17 protein-coding genes are annotated in these 17,626 nt (G+C 62.5%); 12 read left to right on the top strand and 5 right to left on the bottom strand.

Features of this window, described 5'->3' with window-relative positions; genetic code table 11:
- Positions 1 to 295: 295 nt before the first annotated feature.
- Positions 296 to 1,015, top strand: a complete 720-nt coding sequence (locus tag GIB19_RS06275) for a carbonic anhydrase (protein ID WP_099428002.1) — start codon at positions 296 to 298, stop codon at positions 1,013 to 1,015.
- A gap of 198 nt (positions 1,016 to 1,213) precedes the next feature.
- Entirely contained in the window at positions 1,214 to 2,740 is a 1,527-nt protein-coding gene (locus GIB19_RS06270) for a SulP family inorganic anion transporter (RefSeq protein ID WP_274884364.1), read from the top strand.
- A gap of 118 nt (positions 2,741 to 2,858) precedes the next feature.
- On the opposite strand, the gene GIB19_RS06265 is transcribed toward GIB19_RS06270, so the two are convergent.
- Positions 2,859 to 3,500, bottom strand: a complete 642-nt coding sequence (locus GIB19_RS06265; protein ID WP_027591997.1) for a hypothetical protein — start codon at positions 3,498 to 3,500, stop codon at positions 2,859 to 2,861.
- A gap of 368 nt (positions 3,501 to 3,868) precedes the next feature.
- On the opposite strand from GIB19_RS06265, the gene coxB reads away from it, so the two are divergent.
- The 4 genes from coxB to GIB19_RS06245 are packed head-to-tail and all read left to right on the top strand — an operon-like array spanning position 3,869 to position 8,102.
- Positions 3,869 to 4,996 carry a cytochrome c oxidase subunit II gene (gene coxB / locus GIB19_RS06260; protein WP_085272114.1) on the top strand — a complete coding sequence of 376 codons (1,128 nt, stop codon included), beginning with the start codon at positions 3,869 to 3,871 and terminating at the stop codon, positions 4,994 to 4,996.
- A 43-nt stretch (positions 4,997 to 5,039) separates the two neighbouring features.
- On the top strand, positions 5,040 to 6,629 hold the full coding sequence (gene ctaD, locus GIB19_RS06255; protein ID WP_027591995.1) for a cytochrome c oxidase subunit I: 1,590 nt from the start codon (positions 5,040 to 5,042) through the stop codon (positions 6,627 to 6,629).
- Positions 6,630 to 6,631: 2 nt separating this feature from the next.
- Positions 6,632 to 7,198, top strand: coding sequence for a cytochrome c oxidase assembly protein (locus GIB19_RS06250; protein ID WP_027591994.1), 567 nt, complete (start codon positions 6,632 to 6,634; stop codon positions 7,196 to 7,198).
- Positions 7,199 to 7,214: 16 nt separating this feature from the next.
- Positions 7,215 to 8,102, top strand: a complete 888-nt coding sequence (locus tag GIB19_RS06245) for a cytochrome c oxidase subunit 3 (protein WP_027591993.1) — start codon at positions 7,215 to 7,217, stop codon at positions 8,100 to 8,102.
- A 32-nt stretch (positions 8,103 to 8,134) separates the two neighbouring features.
- Here the strand turns inward: GIB19_RS06245 and GIB19_RS06240 are convergent, their stop codons facing one another.
- Positions 8,135 to 8,338 (bottom strand): twin transmembrane helix small protein, encoded by a 204-nt coding sequence (locus GIB19_RS06240; protein WP_027591992.1) that lies wholly within the window; start codon positions 8,336 to 8,338, stop codon positions 8,135 to 8,137.
- Between the two features lie 51 nt (positions 8,339 to 8,389).
- Between GIB19_RS06240 and GIB19_RS06235 the strand changes: the two genes are divergently transcribed.
- From GIB19_RS06235 to GIB19_RS06215, 5 genes are read left to right on the top strand one after another with little or no spacing between them, the layout of a single operon-like run.
- Positions 8,390 to 9,133 (top strand): SURF1 family protein, encoded by a 744-nt coding sequence (locus tag GIB19_RS06235; protein WP_274885111.1) that lies wholly within the window; start codon positions 8,390 to 8,392, stop codon positions 9,131 to 9,133.
- A complete protein-coding gene (locus GIB19_RS06230; RefSeq protein ID WP_027591990.1) occupies positions 9,099 to 9,683 on the top strand; it encodes a hypothetical protein in 585 nt (194 codons plus the stop codon). Before GIB19_RS06235 ends, GIB19_RS06230 begins: the two co-directional genes overlap by 35 nt.
- A 9-nt stretch (positions 9,684 to 9,692) precedes the next feature.
- Complete coding sequence (locus GIB19_RS06225; RefSeq protein ID WP_274884356.1) at positions 9,693 to 10,766, top strand: COX15/CtaA family protein; 1,074 nt, start codon at positions 9,693 to 9,695, stop codon at positions 10,764 to 10,766.
- Positions 10,751 to 11,644, top strand: a complete 894-nt coding sequence (cyoE, locus tag GIB19_RS06220; protein WP_027591988.1) for a heme o synthase — start codon at positions 10,751 to 10,753, stop codon at positions 11,642 to 11,644. The genes GIB19_RS06225 and cyoE overlap by 16 nt, the downstream gene beginning before the upstream one ends.
- Positions 11,641 to 12,273: an SCO family protein gene (locus GIB19_RS06215; protein ID WP_099428006.1), complete on the top strand. Its 633-nt coding sequence runs from the start codon at positions 11,641 to 11,643 to the stop codon at positions 12,271 to 12,273. The genes cyoE and GIB19_RS06215 overlap by 4 nt, the downstream gene beginning before the upstream one ends.
- Positions 12,274 to 12,394: 121 nt before the next feature.
- On the opposite strand, the gene GIB19_RS06210 is transcribed toward GIB19_RS06215, so the two are convergent.
- The 3 genes from GIB19_RS06210 to GIB19_RS06200 all read right to left on the bottom strand — a co-directional run bounded on the left by GIB19_RS06210 (position 12,395) and on the right by GIB19_RS06200 (position 14,908).
- A complete protein-coding gene (locus GIB19_RS06210) occupies positions 12,395 to 13,165 on the bottom strand; it encodes a MetQ/NlpA family ABC transporter substrate-binding protein (RefSeq protein WP_274884351.1) in 771 nt (256 codons plus the stop codon).
- 64 nt (positions 13,166 to 13,229) lie between these two features.
- Positions 13,230 to 13,901 (bottom strand): methionine ABC transporter permease, encoded by a 672-nt coding sequence (locus GIB19_RS06205; protein ID WP_027591985.1) that lies wholly within the window; start codon positions 13,899 to 13,901, stop codon positions 13,230 to 13,232.
- The gene (locus GIB19_RS06200) at positions 13,901 to 14,908 is read right to left on the bottom strand and encodes a methionine ABC transporter ATP-binding protein (protein ID WP_027591984.1); all 1,008 of its coding nucleotides are present in this window, start codon (positions 14,906 to 14,908) and stop codon (positions 13,901 to 13,903) included. Before GIB19_RS06200 ends, GIB19_RS06205 begins: the two co-directional genes overlap by 1 nt.
- A gap of 226 nt (positions 14,909 to 15,134) precedes the next feature.
- On the opposite strand from GIB19_RS06200, the gene katE reads away from it, so the two are divergent.
- Positions 15,135 to 17,279 (top strand): catalase HPII, encoded by a 2,145-nt coding sequence (gene katE / locus GIB19_RS06195; protein WP_274884347.1) that lies wholly within the window; start codon positions 15,135 to 15,137, stop codon positions 17,277 to 17,279.
- Positions 17,280 to 17,626: the final 347 nt, after the last annotated feature.

Raw genomic sequence — 17,626 nt, 5'->3', positions numbered from 1 at the left:
AGCACAAGGCTGCTCCTACAGGTAACCCTAGTACCACTAATCCAAGTGAATAATTACAGTAATGGTACTAGGCAATTGATGTTTTTTTGCTATTATTCAAATCCCGCCTTACCTATCTGGAACGCCTGTTCTAGAGCCTCCGAATTAAGTTTCAGTTAAGTTTTCCCCGCTAGCGTAGGCAATCAGTCAACGAAGACTGTGATCTGTGGCCTGTGCGCGTCATCTAAATCCCTGCATAGCCTGAATCTTTCACCGGTAAAATGGACTTACCTTCACACCGTCAAGAGGATGAATCATGCCCGTCAAGGACCCATCCAAGGTCGTTCCGGATGTACCCGCCGAGAGCGCCGATGCCGCCCTGAAGCACATCGTCGACGGCTTTCTGCGCTTTCACCATGACGTCTTCCCCGAGCAGCAACAGCTGTTCAAGAAGCTCGCCACCGCGCAAACGCCACGCGCCATGTTCATCACCTGTGCCGACTCGCGCATCGTCCCCGAGCTGATTACCCAAAGCTCGCCAGGCGACCTGTTCGTGACCCGTAACGTCGGCAACGTGGTGCCCCCGTATGGCCAGATGAACGGCGGCGTGTCCAGCGCCATCGAATACGCGGTACTGGCACTGGGTGTACACCACATCATCGTCTGCGGCCACTCGGACTGCGGCGCGATGCGTGCGGTACTCAACCCGCAATCGCTGACCAAGATGCCGACGGTTTCCGCCTGGCTGCGCCACGCCGAAGTGGCACGCACCGTGGTCGAGAACAACTGCTCCTGCGGCAGCGAGCACGAGACCATGCAGGTGCTGACCAAAGAAAACGTCATCGCCCAGCTGCATCACCTGCGCACTCACCCCTCGGTCGCCTCGCGCCTGGCGGCGGGCGAGTTGTATATCCATGGTTGGGTCTACGACATCGAGACCAGCAAGATCGAAGCCTATGACGCTGCCAGCGACAGCTTCCTGCCCCTGGCTGCGGGCGAGCCGGTCCCCTGCGCTACCCCGAGAGGCCGCTACTAAGCGACCCTTCCACCGCTAGAACCTTGATAGCCGGCTGCACCCTGTAGGGGTGTGGCGCGGCCTTCGGCTGCCTTGAATTCCCTGATTGCCTTGCCGGCATGCTCGCTGGCGGCCCGCGCCTGCGCGTTTTTCAGGGGCCAACGTGCTCACGGCCAGAGGAATGGCCGTGCAACAGATAAATGGAGAAACACGGTGAACATGACACAGTTGAAAGCGGCCTTGCCGCGAGAGTTGTTGGCGTCGGTGGTGGTATTTCTGGTCGCCCTGCCCTTGTGCATGGGCATCGCCATCGCCTCGGGGATGCCGCCTGCCAAGGGCCTGCTCACCGGCATTATCGGTGGCGTCGTGGTGGGCTTCCTGGCGGGTTCGCCGCTGCAGGTCAGTGGCCCTGCCGCCGGCTTGGCGGTGCTGGTGTTCGAGTTGGTGCGCCAGCACGGCGTGGCCATGCTCGGGCCGATCCTGCTGCTGGCCGGGCTGTTGCAATTGCTGGCGGGGCGCTTGCGCCTGGGCTGCTGGTTCCGCGTCACGGCACCGGCCGTGGTGTACGGCATGCTGGCGGGTATTGGTGTGCTGATCGTGCTGTCGCAGGTGCATGTGATGTTCGACACGGCGCCGCAGCCTTCGGGCATGCAGAACCTGCTGGCGTTTCCGGCAACCCTGGCCGCAGCCCTGCCGTTGGAAAGCGCAGGGGCCGGCTGGCAAGCCGGTGCACTTGGGCTGGGTACCATCGCCATCATGTGGGGCTGGGAGCGCTTGCGGCCGCAACAGCTGCGGTTCGTGCCCGGTGCCTTGCTGGGCGTAGCAGCGATGACCGCCATCAGCCTGTGGCTGGCGCTGCCGGTGAACCGGGTGCAGGTGCCGGCAGACCTTTCCGAGGCCATCGACTGGATCCGCCTGGATGACCTGATGAACCTGGCCGACCCGACCTTGCTGGTGGCGGCATTCGCCCTGGCGTTCATTGCCAGTGCCGAGACCCTGTTGTCGGCTGCCGCGGTGGACCGTATGCACAGCGGCCAGCGCTCGGACTTCGACCGCGAACTGTCCGCCCAGGGCATCGGCAACATGCTGTGCGGTGTGCTCGGCGCCCTGCCGATGACCGGGGTGATCGTGCGCAGCTCGGCGAATGTCCAGGCCGGCGCGCAGACCCGAGCCTCGGCGATTTTCCATGGCTTGTGGCTGTTGGCGTTTGTCGTGGTGTTGAGCAGTGTGCTGCAGCAAATCCCGGTGGCGAGCTTGGCGGGTGTGCTGGTGTTTACCGGCATCAAGCTGGTGGACTTCAAGGCGTTTCGTGGGTTGGGCCGGTATGGCCGCATGCCGATGTTCACCTATGCGGCGACGGCCCTGGCGATCATCTTCACCGACCTGCTGACCGGCGTACTGCTGGGCTTTGCGTTGACCTTGCTCAAGCTGGCCTTCAAGGCGGCGCGGTTGAAAATCAACCTGGTGAGCTTGGGCAAGCCTGGGCACATGGAACTGCGCCTGAGTGGCGCTGCGACCTTCCTCAAGGTGCCGGCGTTGACCCATGTGCTGGACACGGTGCCGGCGGGGACCACCTTGCATGTGCCGTTGGGCAACCTCAGCTATATCGACCACTCATGCCTGGAACTGCTTGAGGACTGGGGCCGGAGCAATGCAGCCAATGGGTCGCGCTTGTTGATCGAGCAGCGGCGCTTGAAGCGGCGCATCGAGGGGCGGCTGCGGACGACGGCGGGGGTTGGGGCTTAGTGTTTAGCTGTTGTGTTGACTGATCTGGCCTCTTCGCGGGCAAGCCCGCTCCTACAGTGGGTATGCAATCCACTTTGTGGGAGCGGGCTTGCCCCGCGAAGAGGCCGGGACAGGGGTATCAGGCAGGCTGGCCCAGCTCAACACCCAGCTGACGCGACAGGCACGGCCAACGCTTCCAGGCGTTGCCGGTTTCCGGGCTGCTCAGTTTCTCGCGATAAGCCTCCACCGATTCCACCGCAAAGCTCTCGTCATTGAGCATCTCGTCGACCGAATGATGCACCACTTCATCGAGCTGGTTGGCGAAGGTCTCGCCGATCAGCTGATGGGCAATCAGGTTGGCCATCGTGGTGTCGAACGGAATCAACGGCTGCTTGAAGTGGCGGATGTACAGGTCGTTGACCTCCTCCACCAGGCGATGCGCCAGGTAGGCCTCGTCCAGCAGGCAATCCAGCCCGACATGCCCTTGCATTACCGTGGGCGGCTGCTGGAAATAAGCTTCGGCAATTTTCAGTACCGGTTTGATCTGCGACTCGATCCCCGCTTCACGGGCTACCTCGTGGGCAGCCTCCAGCAGCTCTGGAACCTGGTCGATGTAGGCGCTGACGAAACGCGCCAAACTACCCTGGGCGTCCTGCTCAGGTAGCTGGATCGAGGGGTGCAAATGCGGCAGTTGTAGCTCTAGACGTTCTTTCAGTTGGCCGGTTTCAAGTTCGTGTTGATGGGCTTGGCTAATCTGCTCGCGTACAGCAGCGATGTTCATGACAACTCCAGGGACATTACGTGTCAAACGGAAGACACTAAATTAGCTCGGTATACAGAATACCTAAGACGTATTTGTTATAAACCGCGCAAACGTGTGCTTGCTCTGGCATATCGGTATGCCACTATTGCGCCATATCCTATCAAGCGCGCGGTTTTCAGGGCATTGGGCAATTTCGTGAAGTTCATTTCACAGGCTGCATTGCGTGCCATTGGTCGCTGTCTATACTCCCGTTGAACGTGATTCGTTGATGAGGCCCGTCTGCTTTTGCAGGGGCTCGGTCGTCGAAGCCAGGCAGTCTTGACCGCCGTTCCCTCTTGCCGCAGGCCACGCCTTCGGGACTACAAGAATTAGAAGGGGAACCCGCAATGATGCGACATCCACATGTCTGGATGGGCCTCCTGTTGTGGACGGTTTTCGGACAGGCCAACGCCGCCTGGACCGTCAACATGCACCCGGGGGCGACGGAAGTCTCCAACGCCGTCTTCGACCTGCACATGACCATCTTCTGGATCTGCGTGATCATCGGCATCGTGGTGTTCGGCGCGATGTTCTGGTCGATGGTCGTCCACCGCCGTTCCACAGGCCAACAGGCAGCGCATTTTCACGAGCACACCTGGGTCGAAATCATGTGGACCGTGGTGCCGTTTCTGATCCTGGTGGCCATGGCCATCCCCGCGACCAAGACACTGATCGACATCTACGACGCCAGTGAGTCGGACATCGACATCCAGGTCACCGGCTACCAGTGGAAGTGGCACTACAAGTACCTGGGCCAGGACGTGGAGTTCTTCAGCAACCTGGCCACCCCCGCCGATCAGATTCACAACAAGGCCCCCAAGGACGAGCACTACCTGCTCGAAGTCGACCAGCCGCTGGTGCTGCCGGTGGGTGCGAAAGTGCGCTTTCTGGTAACTGCGGCCGACGTGATCCATTCCTGGTGGGTGCCGGCGTTCGCGGTCAAGCGTGATGCCATCCCAGGCTTCGTCAATGAGGCCTGGACGCGCATCGAGAAGCCCGGCATCTACCGCGGCCAGTGCACCGAGCTGTGCGGCAAGGACCACGGCTTCATGCCGGTGGTGGTCGAGGTCAAGTCCAAGGCCGATTACGACACCTGGCTGGGCGAACGCAAGGCCGAGGCGGCCAAGCTCAAGGAGCTGACCAGCAAAGAGTGGACCCTCGAAGAGCTGGTCGAGCGCGGCGACAAGGTCTACCACACCACCTGCGTGGCCTGTCACCAGGCCGAAGGCCAGGGCCTGCCGCCGATGTTCCCGGCCCTCAAGGGCTCGAAGATTGCCACCGGGCCGAAGGAAGGCCACCTGAGCATCGTCTTCCACGGCAAGCCCGGCACGGCCATGGCCGCGTTCGGCAAGCAGCTCTCGGAAGTCGACATTGCCGCCGTGGTCACTTACGAGCGCAACGCCTGGGGCAACAACAAGGGCGACATGGTCACGCCGAAGGATGTGCTGGCGCTCAAGCAGGCAGAAGCGCAATGAACCGGGTTACTCGCGGCAATCAATGGATTGCAGGAGACAGGACATGAGTGCAGTGATCGACGACCACGCCCACGGCCATGAGCATGCCCACGGCCCGGCCAAGGGCCTGATGCGCTGGGTGCTGACCACCAACCACAAGGACATCGGCACGATGTACCTGTGGTTCGCCTTCATGATGTTCCTGCTCGGTGGCTCGTTCGCCATGGTGATCCGCGCCGAGCTGTTCCAGCCGGGGCTGCAGATCGTCGAGCCAGCGTTCTTCAACCAGATGACCACCATGCACGGGCTGATCATGGTGTTCGGCGCGGTGATGCCAGCCTTCGTCGGCCTGGCCAACTGGATGATCCCGCTGATGATTGGCGCGCCGGACATGGCCCTGCCGCGGATGAACAACTTCAGCTTCTGGCTGTTGCCTGCGGCCTTCCTGCTGCTGGTCTCGACCTTGTTCAGCCCCGGCGGCGGGCCTAACTTCGGCTGGACCTTCTACGCGCCACTGTCGACCACCTATGCCCCGGCCAGCGTGACCTTCTTCATCTTTGCCATCCACCTGATGGGCATCAGCTCGATCATGGGCGCGATCAACGTCATTGCCACCATCCTCAACCTGCGCGCCCCCGGCATGACCTTGATGAAAATGCCGCTGTTCGTCTGGACCTGGCTGATCACCGCGTTCCTGCTGATTGCCGTGATGCCGGTGCTGGCCGGTGTGGTGACCATGATGCTGATGGACATCCACTTCGGCACCAGCTTCTTCAGCGCCGCGGGTGGCGGTGACCCGGTGCTGTTCCAGCACGTGTTCTGGTTCTTCGGCCACCCCGAGGTGTACATCATGATCCTGCCGGCGTTCGGCGCGGTCAGCTCGATCATCCCGGCGTTCTCGCGCAAGCCGCTGTTCGGCTACACCTCGATGGTCTATGCCACGGGGGCGATCGCCTTCCTGTCGTTCATCGTCTGGGCGCACCACATGTTCGTGGTTGGCATCCCGGTGGTGGGCGAGCTGTTCTTCATGTACGCCACCATGCTCATTGCCGTGCCGACCGGGGTGAAGGTGTTCAACTGGGTCAGCACCATGTGGGAAGGGTCGCTGACCTTCGAGACGCCGATGCTGTTCGCCATCGCCTTCGTCATCCTGTTCACCATCGGCGGGTTCTCCGGGTTGATGCTGGCCATCGCCCCTGCCGACTTCCAGTACCACGACACGTACTTCGTGGTCGCGCACTTCCACTACGTGCTGGTGCCTGGGGCGATCTTTGGCATCTTCGCCTCGGCCTACTACTGGCTGCCGAAATGGACCGGGCACATGTATGACGAAACCCTCGGCAAGCTGCACTTCTGGCTGTCGTTCGTCGGCATGAACATGGCCTTCTTCCCCATGCACTTCGTGGGCTTGGCGGGCATGCCGCGGCGTATTCCGGACTACAACCTGCAGTTCGCCGACTTCAACATGGTCTCCTCGATCGGCGCGTTCATGTTCGGTGCCACGCAGATCTTCTTCCTGTTCATCGTCATCAAGTGCATCCGCGGCGGCGCCCCGGCGCCGGCCAAACCTTGGGACGGTGCCGAGGGCCTGGAGTGGTCGATCCCCTCGCCTGCGCCTTACCACACCTTCCAGACGCCACCGGACGTGAAATAGCCATGAACGGCCTGTCGCTCAAACGCCTGGTCATGCGCCTGCTGATGCTGACGGTGGTGATGTTCGCCTTCGGTTTCGCCCTGGTGCCGATCTACGACGTGATGTGCAAGGCCTTTGGCATCAATGGCAAGACCGGCGGCCAGTACGAAGGCAGCCAGGTCAGCGACCCGTCGCGCTCGGTACGGGTGCAGTTCATGTCGACCAACGCCAGCGACATGGTCTGGGATTTCTACTCCACGGCCGACCAGATCGACGTGAACCCAGGTGCGGTCAACCAGATGATCTTCGTCGCGCGCAACCCGACCGACCGGCCGATGAGCGCCCAGGCGATACCCAGCATCACCCCGGCCGAGGCCGCGGCGTACTTCCACAAGACCGAGTGCTTCTGCTTTACCCAGCAGGTGCTGCAGCCCGGCGAACGCATCGAGATGCCGGTGCGCTTCATCGTCGACCGCGATCTGCCGGCCAGCGTGAAGCACCTGACACTGGCTTACACCTTGTTCGACATCACCGCTCGCCACCCGCCGGTCGCGCATGTTGCGGCCCAGGACGTCCAGGGCGCCCGTTAAGGGAAGGAGAACAGCAATGGCAAGTCATGAGCACTACTACGTTCCGGCGCAGAGCAAGTGGCCGATCATCGCGACGGTCGGCATGTTCATCACGGTGTTCGGCCTTGGCACCTGGTTCAACGACATGAAAGCCGGGCACCCCGACTCCCATGGGCCGTTGATTTTCTTCGTCGGCGCGCTGTGCCTGGCCTACATGCTGTTCGGCTGGTTCGGGGCGGTGGTGAAAGAAAGCCGTGGCGGGCTGTACAGCCCGCAGCTGGACCGTTCGTTCCGCTGGGGCATGAGCTGGTTCATCTTTTCCGAGGTGATGTTCTTCCTGGCCTTTTTTGGCGCGCTGTTCTACGTCCGCGTACTGGCCGGGCCGTGGCTGGGCGGTGAAGGGGCCAAAGGCGTTGCGCACATGCTGTGGCCCAGCTTCGAGTTTGCCTGGCCGCTGCTGCACACGCCTGACCCGAAACTGTTCCCGCCGCCCAAGGAAGTCATCGACCCTTGGCACTTGCCGTTGATCAACACCATTTTGCTGGTCAGCTCGAGTGTGACCATCACCATTGCCCACCATGCCTTGCGGCGTGACCACCGGGGTGCGCTGAAACTGTGGATGGCGCTGACCATCGCGCTGGGCATCAGCTTCATCACGCTGCAGGCCTACGAGTACCACGAGGCCTATACCAAGCTGGGGCTGACGCTGGGCTCGGGGATCTACGGCGCGACCTTCTTCATGCTCACCGGCTTCCACGGCGCCCACGTGACGCTGGGCACGATCATCTTGATCGTGATGTTCGTGCGCATCCTGCGCGGGCACTTCAACCCCGATAAACACTTCGGCTTCGAGGCAGCCAGCTGGTACTGGCACTTCGTCGATGTGGTGTGGGTGGGGCTGTTCATCTTTGTGTATGTGCTTTGACACATGTGCAGGCCAGTCAAGGCGATACAGGTTCAGAAGGGGGCGTGTGACACCAGCTGGCCACTGATGAAGCCGTAGGCCACCAGGCCGATGGTCAGGGCCGCCAGGGTCACGCGCACGGTCAGTGCCTTCAGCAAGCGGGTCGAGTTTTCGTCGTCCTTGACCAGGAACACCAGGCCACTGAACAGGCTGGCAACCGTGGCCAACAGCATCAGGACAATCGCGGCCTTGAGCATGGCGCTTCTCCGGGGGGATGCGGTGATGTGGATAAGTATAGCGAGGCGCCTGTGAGGCCGTTTCGCCCAGGTTGGGTCCCGACCCTGGTGGTGCTTGCGCTGCTACCGGGGTTGATCGCGCTTGGCTGCTGGCAATTGGGCCGCGCCGACGAAAAGCGCGCGCTGCTGGCGACCTATGCCGAGCGCAGCCTCGACACGCCGCTCTCCACTGCCCAGTTGCAGCAACGCGACGATGCCGCCTACCGCCGTGTGCACCTGTACGGCCGTTTCGATGGTGAACACAGCCTGCTGCTGGATAACCGAATGCGCGACGGCGAGGCCGGCGTCGAGCTGTTGCAGCCCTTCCATGACCAGGCCAGTGGGCTGTGGTTGCTGGTCAACCGCGGCTGGTTGCCGTGGCCGGACCGCCGCGTGCCGGTGCACTTCACAACCCCGGCGCAGCCGCTGGCGCTGGACGCGTCGGTGTATGTGGCGCCTGGCAGCACCTTCCAGCTGCACCCGGACCCCGCCGGCGGCCAATGGCCGCACTTGCTGACGGCCATCGATGCCGCCCAGCTGTGGCAGCAATTGGGCCGTGAAGGCTACACCCATGAGCTGCGCCTGGAGCCCGGGCCGGCCAGCTATCGCCTGGGTTGGCCGGTCGTCGCACTGGGGCCGGAAAAGCACCTGGGCTATGCGGTGCAGTGGTTTGCCCTGGCCACCGCGCTGGTGCTGCTTTACCTCTACTTTGGCTGGCACAACGATAAAAAGGAGAACCACCATGGCCGCCGCCACCCGTCCACTGGACGTGCCTGAACGCAGCAAGCCCAGAACCCGCGGGCGTTTGCAGCTGATTCTGATTCTGCTGGTAGTGCTCGGCCCGATGATCCTGGCCACCAGCATGTACAAGCTCAAGTTCTGGGTGCCAGACGGCCGCAGCTACCACGGCGCGATGATCGGCAACGGCGAGAGCCGCAGCGATATCGGCATCGATGGCCAGGACGCGCGCTGGCAAGTGTTGGTCAGCACGCCCGAGGCCTGCGCCGAAGATTGCCAGCGCCTGGTGTACCTGGCCCGGCAGATACAAGTTGGCCTGGGCCGTGATGCCGGCCGTGCCAGCCATGCGCTGGCTGCCGCGCAGCCGTTGAGCGCTGACTACCAGGCGCTGCTCGGCCGTGAGTACCCGCAGTTGCAACGCTACCCGCTGGATGCCCAGCGCTACCTGAACAAGGTCGGTGAGCTTGGCCCGCAACTGTGGATCGTCGACCCGCACGGCAACCTGGTGTTGCGTTACGACGCCAAGGTCAACGGCAAGCACGTGCTGGACGACCTGCGCCACCTGCTCAAGTTGTCCAACATCGGCTAGGAGCCTGTCATGGCCAGACCCGGATTCCGCCTCGCTGTGTTCGCCACCCTGCTGGCACTGCTGGTCGTGCTGCTGGGCGCCTATACCCGCCTGACCCATGCAGGCCTGGGCTGCCCCGATTGGCCCGGCTGCTATGGCTTTATCAGTGTGCCGAAGACCGACGCCCAGCTGGCCCATGCCGAAATGCACTTCCCCGAACACCCGGTGGAAGCCGCCAAGGGCTGGGCCGAGATGGTCCATCGCTACTTCGCCGGCACCCTGGCGCTGGTGATTGCCTGGCTGGCGTTGCAGGCCGTGCGCCGGCATGCACGTGATGGCCAGCCCTACCGCTTGCCGGTGCTGTTGCTGGGAGTAGTGTTGGCCCAGGCGGCGTTTGGCATGTGGACAGTAACCCTCAAGCTGTGGCCGCAAGTGGTCACCGCGCACCTGCTGGGTGGGTTCACCACCTTGAGCCTGCTGTTTCTGCTGTCTCTGCGTCTATCCCGGGCCTTTGCGCCATTGCCAAAACTGCCGTTAAGCCTGCGCCGCATCGCGGCCCTGGCGCTGTTGGTGGTGATCGGCCAGGTCGCCCTGGGGGGCTGGGTCAGCGCCAACTATGCAGCGGTCGCCTGTATCGACTTGCCGACCTGCCACGGCCAATGGTGGCCGGCAGCGGATTTCAGCAACGGCTTTCACCTGACCCAGCACGTCGGCCCCAACTACCTGGGCGGACAACTGGACAGCGATGCGCGCACGGCCATCCACATCAGCCACCGGCTGGGTGCCTTGCTGGTCAGTGCCGTGCTGCTGATGCTGAGCTTCAAGCTGTACCGCTGCGGCCTTTCTGGCCTGGCCCGGCTGGTGTTGCTGGCCTTGGCCGTGCAGGTCGGCCTGGGCATCAGCAACGTGCTGTTCCACCTGCCGCTTGGCGTGGCAGTGGCCCACAACGCAGGCGGGGCCATGCTGTTGATGAGCATGGTGCTGGTCAATTACCGCATCCGCGTGGTCGACAAAGTGCGCGTCGGCCATGGCTGGCGCCTGACGCCGGTGGTGGGCGTGGATATCTCCCACCCTATGAGGAACGATTCGTGGCGACGCTTCTAAGCGTACGACGGGCAGGTTGGCGCGATTATCTGGAGCTGACCAAGCCCAAGGTGGTGGTGCTGATGTTGATCACCTCCCTGGCAGGCATGTTCCTCGCCAGCCGCGCAGGCGTTGCCTGGAGCGTGCTGCTGTTCGGCAACCTGGGCATTGGCCTGTGTGCGGGCGCCGCGGCGGTGGTCAACCACGTGGTAGACCGGCGCATCGACGCCTTGATGGCGCGTACCCACAAACGGCCGTTGGCCACAGGCCGGGTCGCGCCGCTACCGGCGCTGGCCTTTGCGTTGGCACTGGCGGTGCTGGGCATGGCGCTGTTGCTGGTGTTCACCAACAGCCTGACCGCCTGGCTGACCCTGGCGTCGTTGCTGGGCTATGCGGTGCTCTACACCGGCTTCTTGAAGCGTGCCACGCCGCAGAACATCGTGATTGGTGGCCTGGCCGGCGCGGCGCCGCCACTGCTTGGCTGGGTGGCGGTCAGCGGCCATGTCAGTGCCGAGCCGCTGTTGCTGGTGCTGATTATCTTCGCCTGGACCCCGCCGCACTTCTGGGCCTTGGCCATCCACCGCAAAGCGGAGTACGCCAAGGCCGATATCCCGATGCTGCCGGTGACCCATGGCGAGCGCTACACCACGCTGCATATCCTGCTCTACACCCTGATTTTGCTGGCGGTGAGCCTGCTGCCCTATGCCATCCACATGAGCGGCCCGTTGTACCTCGCTTGTGCCCTCGCCTTGGGCCTGCGCTTCCTGCAGTGGGCCTGGGTGTTGTACCGTGGCAGCCGGCCGCACGCGGCGATTGGCACCTTCAAGTACTCTATCGGCTACTTGTTCGCGCTGTTCATCGCGTTGCTCATTGACCACTACCTGTTGTTGAACCTATGACCCGAACCCAGAAAACCGTCTTCATCCTCGTCGCCCTGGTCGCGTTGATCCTGGGCCTGACCGTCAACAAGGTGCTCAATGGCCGCGATCAGCCGAACCCCACCGAGCTGATCGACGCCGGCATCATCCTCTTGCCGCAGAGCCGTACGGTGGCGGATGTGACCATGACCAACCAGGATGGCCAGCCCGTGCAGCTGGATGACCTCAAGGGGAAATGGTCGCTGCTGTTCTTCGGCTACACCTATTGCCCAGACATCTGCCCCACCACCCTGGCCCAGTTGCGCCAGGTGAAGAGCGAATTGCCCAAGGAAGCCGTGGACCGGTTGCAGGTGGTGCTGGTGAGCGTGGACCCGAACCGCGACACGCCGAACCAGCTCAAGCAGTACCTGGGCTACTTCGACAAAGATTTTGTGGGGGTGGCGGGGTCGGTCGAAGACACCCAGAAGCTGGCCAATGCCTTGAGCATTCCGTTCATTCCGGCCGATACCAGTAAGCCTGGGTACACCGTGGATCACAGCGGCAACCTGGCGATCGTTGGGCCGGATGGGCGTCAGCGCGGGTTCATTCGTGCGCCGTTCAACAACCAGAAGCTGGTGGCGCAACTGCCGGGGCTGGTTACGCGGGACTAAACAGGCTTTAAAAGCTTCGCGGGGCAAGCCCGCTCCCACAGCATTATCCCAAAGCCTGAGGCTAGCGATGTACCTGTGGGAGCGGGCTTGCCCCGCGAAGAATCCAGCCTGATCTAGAGGCTTAGAACGCCGGTACGACAGCGCCCTTGTACTTCTCGTTGATGAACTGCTTCACCTCTGGCGAGTGCAGCGCGGCCGCCAGTTTCTTCATGTCTTCGGAGTCTTTGTTGTCCGGACGGGCAACCAGGATGTTCACGTAAGGCGAGTCGCTGCCTTCGATGGCCAGCGCGTCTTTCTCAGGGTTCAGCTTGGCTTCCAGCGCATAGTTGGTGTTGATCAGGGCCGCATCGACCTGGGTCAGCACGCGCGGGATGGTGGCCGCTTCCAGCTCACGGAACTTCACGTTTTTCGGGTTTTGTGCAACATCCTTAACGGTCGACAGGATGTTCTTGTTGTCCTTGAGCTTGATCACGCCGGCCTTGTCCAGCAGCAGCAGCGCGCGGCCGCCGTTGGTGGCGTCGTTGGGGATGACCACGGTAGCGTCGGAGGGCAGCTCGTCGAGCTTCTTGATCTTGGTCGAGTAAACGCCCAGCGGCTCGATGTGCACGCCGGTCACGCTGACCAGGTCGGTGCCCTTGGCCTTGTTGAACTCATCCAGGTACGGCTGGTGCTGGAAGAAGTTGGCGTCCAGGCGCTTCTCGGCCACCTGCACGTTCGGCTGGATGTAGTCGGTGAATTCCTTGACCTTCAGCTCCACGCCTTCTTTCGCCAGTTGCGGTTTGACGAAGTTGAGGATCTCGGCGTGCGGCACCGGGGTGGCGGCGACGGTCAGGGTATCGGCGTGGGCCGAGAAGGCCGCGACAGCGGCAGCAACAGCAAGCAGCTTCTTCATTGATCACTCCTTGTGAGGGCCGCGACGGCCCCCGAACGGGTCGGCCAGGCCGACCCCATTGGGGTTACTTACGGGAAAAATGCACGACCAGTTTGTCGCCCACGCTCTGCAGGACTTGAACCAGCACCAGCAACAGCACCACGGTCACGACCATGACATCGGTCTGGAAGCGCTGGTAGCCGAAGCGGATGGCGAGGTCGCCCAGGCCGCCCGCGCCGACCACACCGGCCATGGCGGTGTACGACACCAGGGTAATGGCGGTCACGGTAATGGCCGCGAAGATGCCGGGACGGGCTTCGGGCAGCAGCGCGCTGGTGATGATCTGGCGCGTTGTGGCGCCCATCGACTGGGTGGCTTCGATGATGCCGCGGTCCACTTCACGCAGGGCGGTTTCGACCAGGCGTGCGAAGAACGGCGTGGCCCCGACCACCAGAGGCGGAATGGCGCCGGCGACGCCCAGCGAGGTGCCGGTGATCAGCACGGTGATCGGGATCATCACGATCAGCAAAATGATGAACGGCAGCGAACGCAGGATGTTGACGACCAGCGACAGCAGCGCGTACACGCCTTTTTGCTCGAACATCTGGCGCGGGCCGCAAAGGAACAGCAGCACGCCCAACGGCAGGCCCAGCAGCACGGTGAAGAACAGCGAGCCGAACAGCATGATCATGGTGTCGATGGTGGCCAGCCAGATTTCGGCCCAGTCGACGTTGGCAAAGAAATTCAGGGCGTCCATCAACGCAGTACCTCCATATGTACGTCAGCTGCCTTGAAGCGGTCGAACGCCGCTTCCATGTCGCCGCCGGTGACGGCCAGGGTCAGCTGCCCATAGGGGACATCCTTGATGCGGTCGATACGCCCGGCCAGGATGCTGTAGTCAACGCCCGTCTCGCGGGCGACGGTGCCCAGCAGCGGTGCGTAGGTGGCCTCGCCCTGGAAGGTCAGGCGCACGATGCGGCCGGGTACGTGGGCGAAGTCATCACGCTGCTCGCCTTCATCGACCTGCTCGTCCTCCTGGACGAAACGCTTGGTAGTCGCGTGCTGCGGGTGCAGGAACACATCGGCCACCGGCCCTTGTTCGACGATCTGCCCGGCGTCCATCACGGCCACGCGGTCGCAGACCCGGCGGATCACGTCCATTTCGTGGGTGATCAGGACGATGGTCAGCTTCAGCTCACGGTTGATCTCGGCCAGCAGTTGCAGCACCGACGCAGTGGTCTGCGGGTCAAGCGCGCTGGTGGCTTCGTCGCACAGCAGGATCTTCGGGTTGGTAGACAGGGCGCGGGCGATGCCGACGCGCTGCTTCTGGCCGCCCGACAACTGCGCGGGGTACTTCTTGGCGTGGTCTTGCAAGCCGACGCGGGCCAGCAGCTCGGTGACGCGCTTGTCGATGTCGCTGCGCGACAGCTCGCCGGCCAGGGTCAATGGCAGGGCCACGTTATCGGCCACGGTCTTGGAGGCCAGCAGGTTGAAGTGTTGGAAAATCATCCCGACCTGCTGGCGGAAGCCGCGCAGCTGGTTGGCGTTGAACGCGGTGACGTCCTCGCCATCGACGATGATCTTGCCGCCCGAGGGCTCTTCGAGGCGGTTGATCAGGCGCAGCAGGGTGCTTTTGCCAGCGCCGGAGTGGCCGATCAGGCCGAACACCTGGCCATCTTCGATGGTCAGGCTGGTCGGGTTGAGGGCGGGGATTTCCCTACCGGCGACGCGGTAGGTCTTGTGCACATGTTGGAACTCGATCACGTAGCGAACCTTGTGGGGCGCATGGAATTTGGGGCAGCGGTTAGCTGGGGTGGCGCATTTTAGCCTTTTCCCATAGCTGTTCTTAGCATTTATTTCGTAATGCACCAACCCGGCGGGCATAACGCGACAACCGGTAAAGCTTATTGAACGTAGCCAATCGGGCTCCAGTCACTAATAGAACAAGCCCTCACGGGCAATGCCTGATGACTGATGAGGAAAGCCGACCATGCCCAGCAAGAAAGTTGATGCACCCAAAGAAAGCCAGGCCGCCGGGGTCAACAGCCCTGATCATGCCAATACCAATACCAAGCTGCAGAGCCTTGAAAATGTGCGCAGCGATGCCACAGGCCAGGCCCTGCGCACCAATCAAGGCGTGAAGATCGCCGATAACCAGAACACCCTCAAGGCCGGGCCACGCGGGCCGTCGCTGCTCGAAGACTTCATCATGCGCGAGAAGATCACCCACTTCGATCATGAGCGCATCCCTGAACGCATCGTCCATGCCCGAGGCACCGGCGCCCATGGTTACTTCCAGAGCTACGGCAACCACGCCGAGCTGACCAAGGCCGGTTTCCTGCAGGACCCTGAGAAGATCACCCCGGTGTTCGTGCGCTTTTCCACCGTGCAGGGCCCACGTGGGTCGGGTGACACAGTGCGCGACGTGCGTGGTTTTGCCGTCAAGTTCTACACCGATGAAGGCAATTTCGACCTGGTTGGCAACAACATGCCGGTGTTCTTCATCCAGGATGCGATCAAGTTCCCCGACTTTGTGCATGCGGTGAAGCCCGAGCCGCACAACGAGATGCCCACCGGCGGTTCGGCCCACGACACGTTCTGGGACTTCGTTTCGCTGGTCCCCGAGTCGGCGCACATGGTCATGTGGGCCATGTCTGACCGTGCCATTCCGCGCAGCCTGCGGATGATGGAGGGCTTTGGCATCCACACCTTCCGCCTGATCAATGCCGAAGGCGTGGCCAGCTTCGTCAAGTTCCACTGGAAGCCGCGCCAAGGCGTGCACTCCGTGCTGTGGGACGAAGCGCAAAAGCTTGCGGGCAAGGACACCGACTTCCACCGCCGCGACCTGAGCGAGGCCATCGAGACCGGCGACTACCCTGAGTGGGAGCTGGGCGTACAGATCGTGCCGGAAGCCGATGAGCACACATTCGAGTTCGACCTGCTCGACCCCACCAAGATCATCCCCGAAGAACTGGTGCCGGTTACACCGTTGGGCAAGATGGTGCTTAACCGTAACCCCGACAATTTCTTTGCTGAAGTGGAGCAGGTTGCGTTTTGCCCTGGGCATATCGTGCCGGGCATCGACTTTTCCAATGACCCACTGCTGCAAGGCCGGTTGTTCTCCTATACCGACACGCAACTGAGCCGGCTGGGTGGGCCGAACTTCCATGAGATTCCGATCAACCGCCCGGTCGCGCCGAACCATAACAACCAGCGTGACGCGCTACACCGGCAGACTATCCACAAGGGCCGCGCGTCCTACGAACCCAACTCGATTGACGGCGGCTGGCCGAAAGAAACCCCGGCCGCGGCCCAGGATGGCGGCTTTGAGAGCTATCAGGAGCGCATCGACGCGGTGAAGATTCGCCAGCGCAGCGAGTCGTTCGGCGATCACTTCTCGCAGGCGCGTCTGTTCTTCCACAGCATGAGCCCCAATGAGCAGCAGCACATCATCAAGGCGTACAGCTTCGAGCTGGGCAAGGTGGAGCGCGAGCACATCCGCGTGCGTGAGGTGAACGAGATTCTGGCCAACATCGACCTGAAGCTGGCAGCAGCGGTGGCGGCCAACCTGGGCTTGCCTGCGCCCAAGGCTGGCACGGTGCAAGTCAAAGGCAGCAAGTTGGCGCAATCACCGGCCTTGAGCCAGATGAATCACCCGGGCAGTGTCGGTATCAAAGGCCGCAAGATCGCCGTGCTGGTGGCCGATGGGGTGGATGGGGCGAGTGTCGATCAGTTGGTCAAGGCGCTGGAGGCGCACAGTGCGCGCATTCTGGTGCTGGGGCCAAGTTCGGCGCCGGTTAAAACCGCCCAAGGCAAGCCGCTGCCGGTGGATGCGTCGATGGAGGGCATGCCTTCGATCATGTTCGACGGCATTCTGGTGCCGGCTGGCAAGGCGTCGCTGGATGCGTTGGGCGCCAGTGGCTTGGCCAAGCACTTCCTGCTGGAAGGCTACAAGCACCTGAAGGCGATCGCGTTGGCCAAGGAAGGCAAGGCATTGCTGGGCAGCTTGGGGCTCAAGGAGGACAAGGGCTTGCTGCTGGGGGATGACCAGAAAACCGTGGATGCCTTTGTGAAAGCGGTAGAGGGGCATCGGGTTTGGGAGCGGGAGGCGGCTGCTGAGGCGGTGCCGGCCTAAGGGGGGCTGCTTTGCAGCCCATCGCCGGCAAGCCAGCTCCTACAAGTGCACCACAGTTCCTGAGGGCAGTGGTGGCATTTGTGGGAGCGGGCTTGCCCCGCGAAGCTGTTCAGCGCTGATGCGGGACCAGTACTGGCCTAAGGGGGGCTGCTTTGCAGCCCATCGCCGGCAAGCCAGCTCCTACAAGTGCACCACAGTTCCCGAGGGCAGTGGTGGCATTTGTGGGAGCGGGCTTGACCCGCGAAGCTGTTCAGCGCTGATGCGGGACCAGTACTGGCCTAAGGGGGGCTGCTTTGCAGCCCATCGCCGGCAAGCCAGCTCCTACAAGTGCACCACAGTTCCCGAGG

The organism is Pseudomonas sp. ITEM 17296, from assembly GCF_028895205.1.
Taxonomy (GTDB): Bacteria; Pseudomonadota; Gammaproteobacteria; order Pseudomonadales; family Pseudomonadaceae; genus Aquipseudomonas; species Aquipseudomonas kermanshahensis.
This window is presented reverse-complemented; position numbering and strand designations above follow the sequence as displayed.

What these genes read in the sequence shown, in the direction of transcription:
- ctaD (WP_027591995.1), top strand. Translation starts at nt 5,040, where the DNA reads ATGAGTGCAGTGATCGACGACCACGCCCACGGCCATGAGCATGCCCAC.
- GIB19_RS06250 (WP_027591994.1), top strand. Translation starts at nt 6,632, where the DNA reads ATGAACGGCCTGTCGCTCAAACGCCTGGTCATGCGCCTGCTGATGCTG.
- GIB19_RS06230 (WP_027591990.1), top strand. Translation starts at nt 9,099, where the DNA reads ATGGCCGCCGCCACCCGTCCACTGGACGTGCCTGAACGCAGCAAGCCC.
- coxB (WP_085272114.1), top strand. Translation starts at nt 3,869, where the DNA reads ATGATGCGACATCCACATGTCTGGATGGGCCTCCTGTTGTGGACGGTT.
- GIB19_RS06215 (WP_099428006.1), top strand. Translation starts at nt 11,641, where the DNA reads ATGACCCGAACCCAGAAAACCGTCTTCATCCTCGTCGCCCTGGTCGCG.
- GIB19_RS06275 (WP_099428002.1), top strand. Translation starts at nt 296, where the DNA reads ATGCCCGTCAAGGACCCATCCAAGGTCGTTCCGGATGTACCCGCCGAG.
- katE (WP_274884347.1), top strand. Translation starts at nt 15,135, where the DNA reads ATGCCCAGCAAGAAAGTTGATGCACCCAAAGAAAGCCAGGCCGCCGGG.
- GIB19_RS06265 (WP_027591997.1), bottom strand. Translation starts at nt 3,500, where the DNA reads ATGAACATCGCTGCTGTACGCGAGCAGATTAGCCAAGCCCATCAACAC.
- GIB19_RS06210 (WP_274884351.1), bottom strand. Translation starts at nt 13,165, where the DNA reads ATGAAGAAGCTGCTTGCTGTTGCTGCCGCTGTCGCGGCCTTCTCGGCC.
- GIB19_RS06240 (WP_027591992.1), bottom strand. Translation starts at nt 8,338, where the DNA reads ATGCTCAAGGCCGCGATTGTCCTGATGCTGTTGGCCACGGTTGCCAGC.
- GIB19_RS06205 (WP_027591985.1), bottom strand. Translation starts at nt 13,901, where the DNA reads ATGGACGCCCTGAATTTCTTTGCCAACGTCGACTGGGCCGAAATCTGG.
- GIB19_RS06270 (WP_274884364.1), top strand. Translation starts at nt 1,214, where the DNA reads ATGACACAGTTGAAAGCGGCCTTGCCGCGAGAGTTGTTGGCGTCGGTG.
- GIB19_RS06245 (WP_027591993.1), top strand. Translation starts at nt 7,215, where the DNA reads ATGGCAAGTCATGAGCACTACTACGTTCCGGCGCAGAGCAAGTGGCCG.
- GIB19_RS06225 (WP_274884356.1), top strand. Translation starts at nt 9,693, where the DNA reads ATGGCCAGACCCGGATTCCGCCTCGCTGTGTTCGCCACCCTGCTGGCA.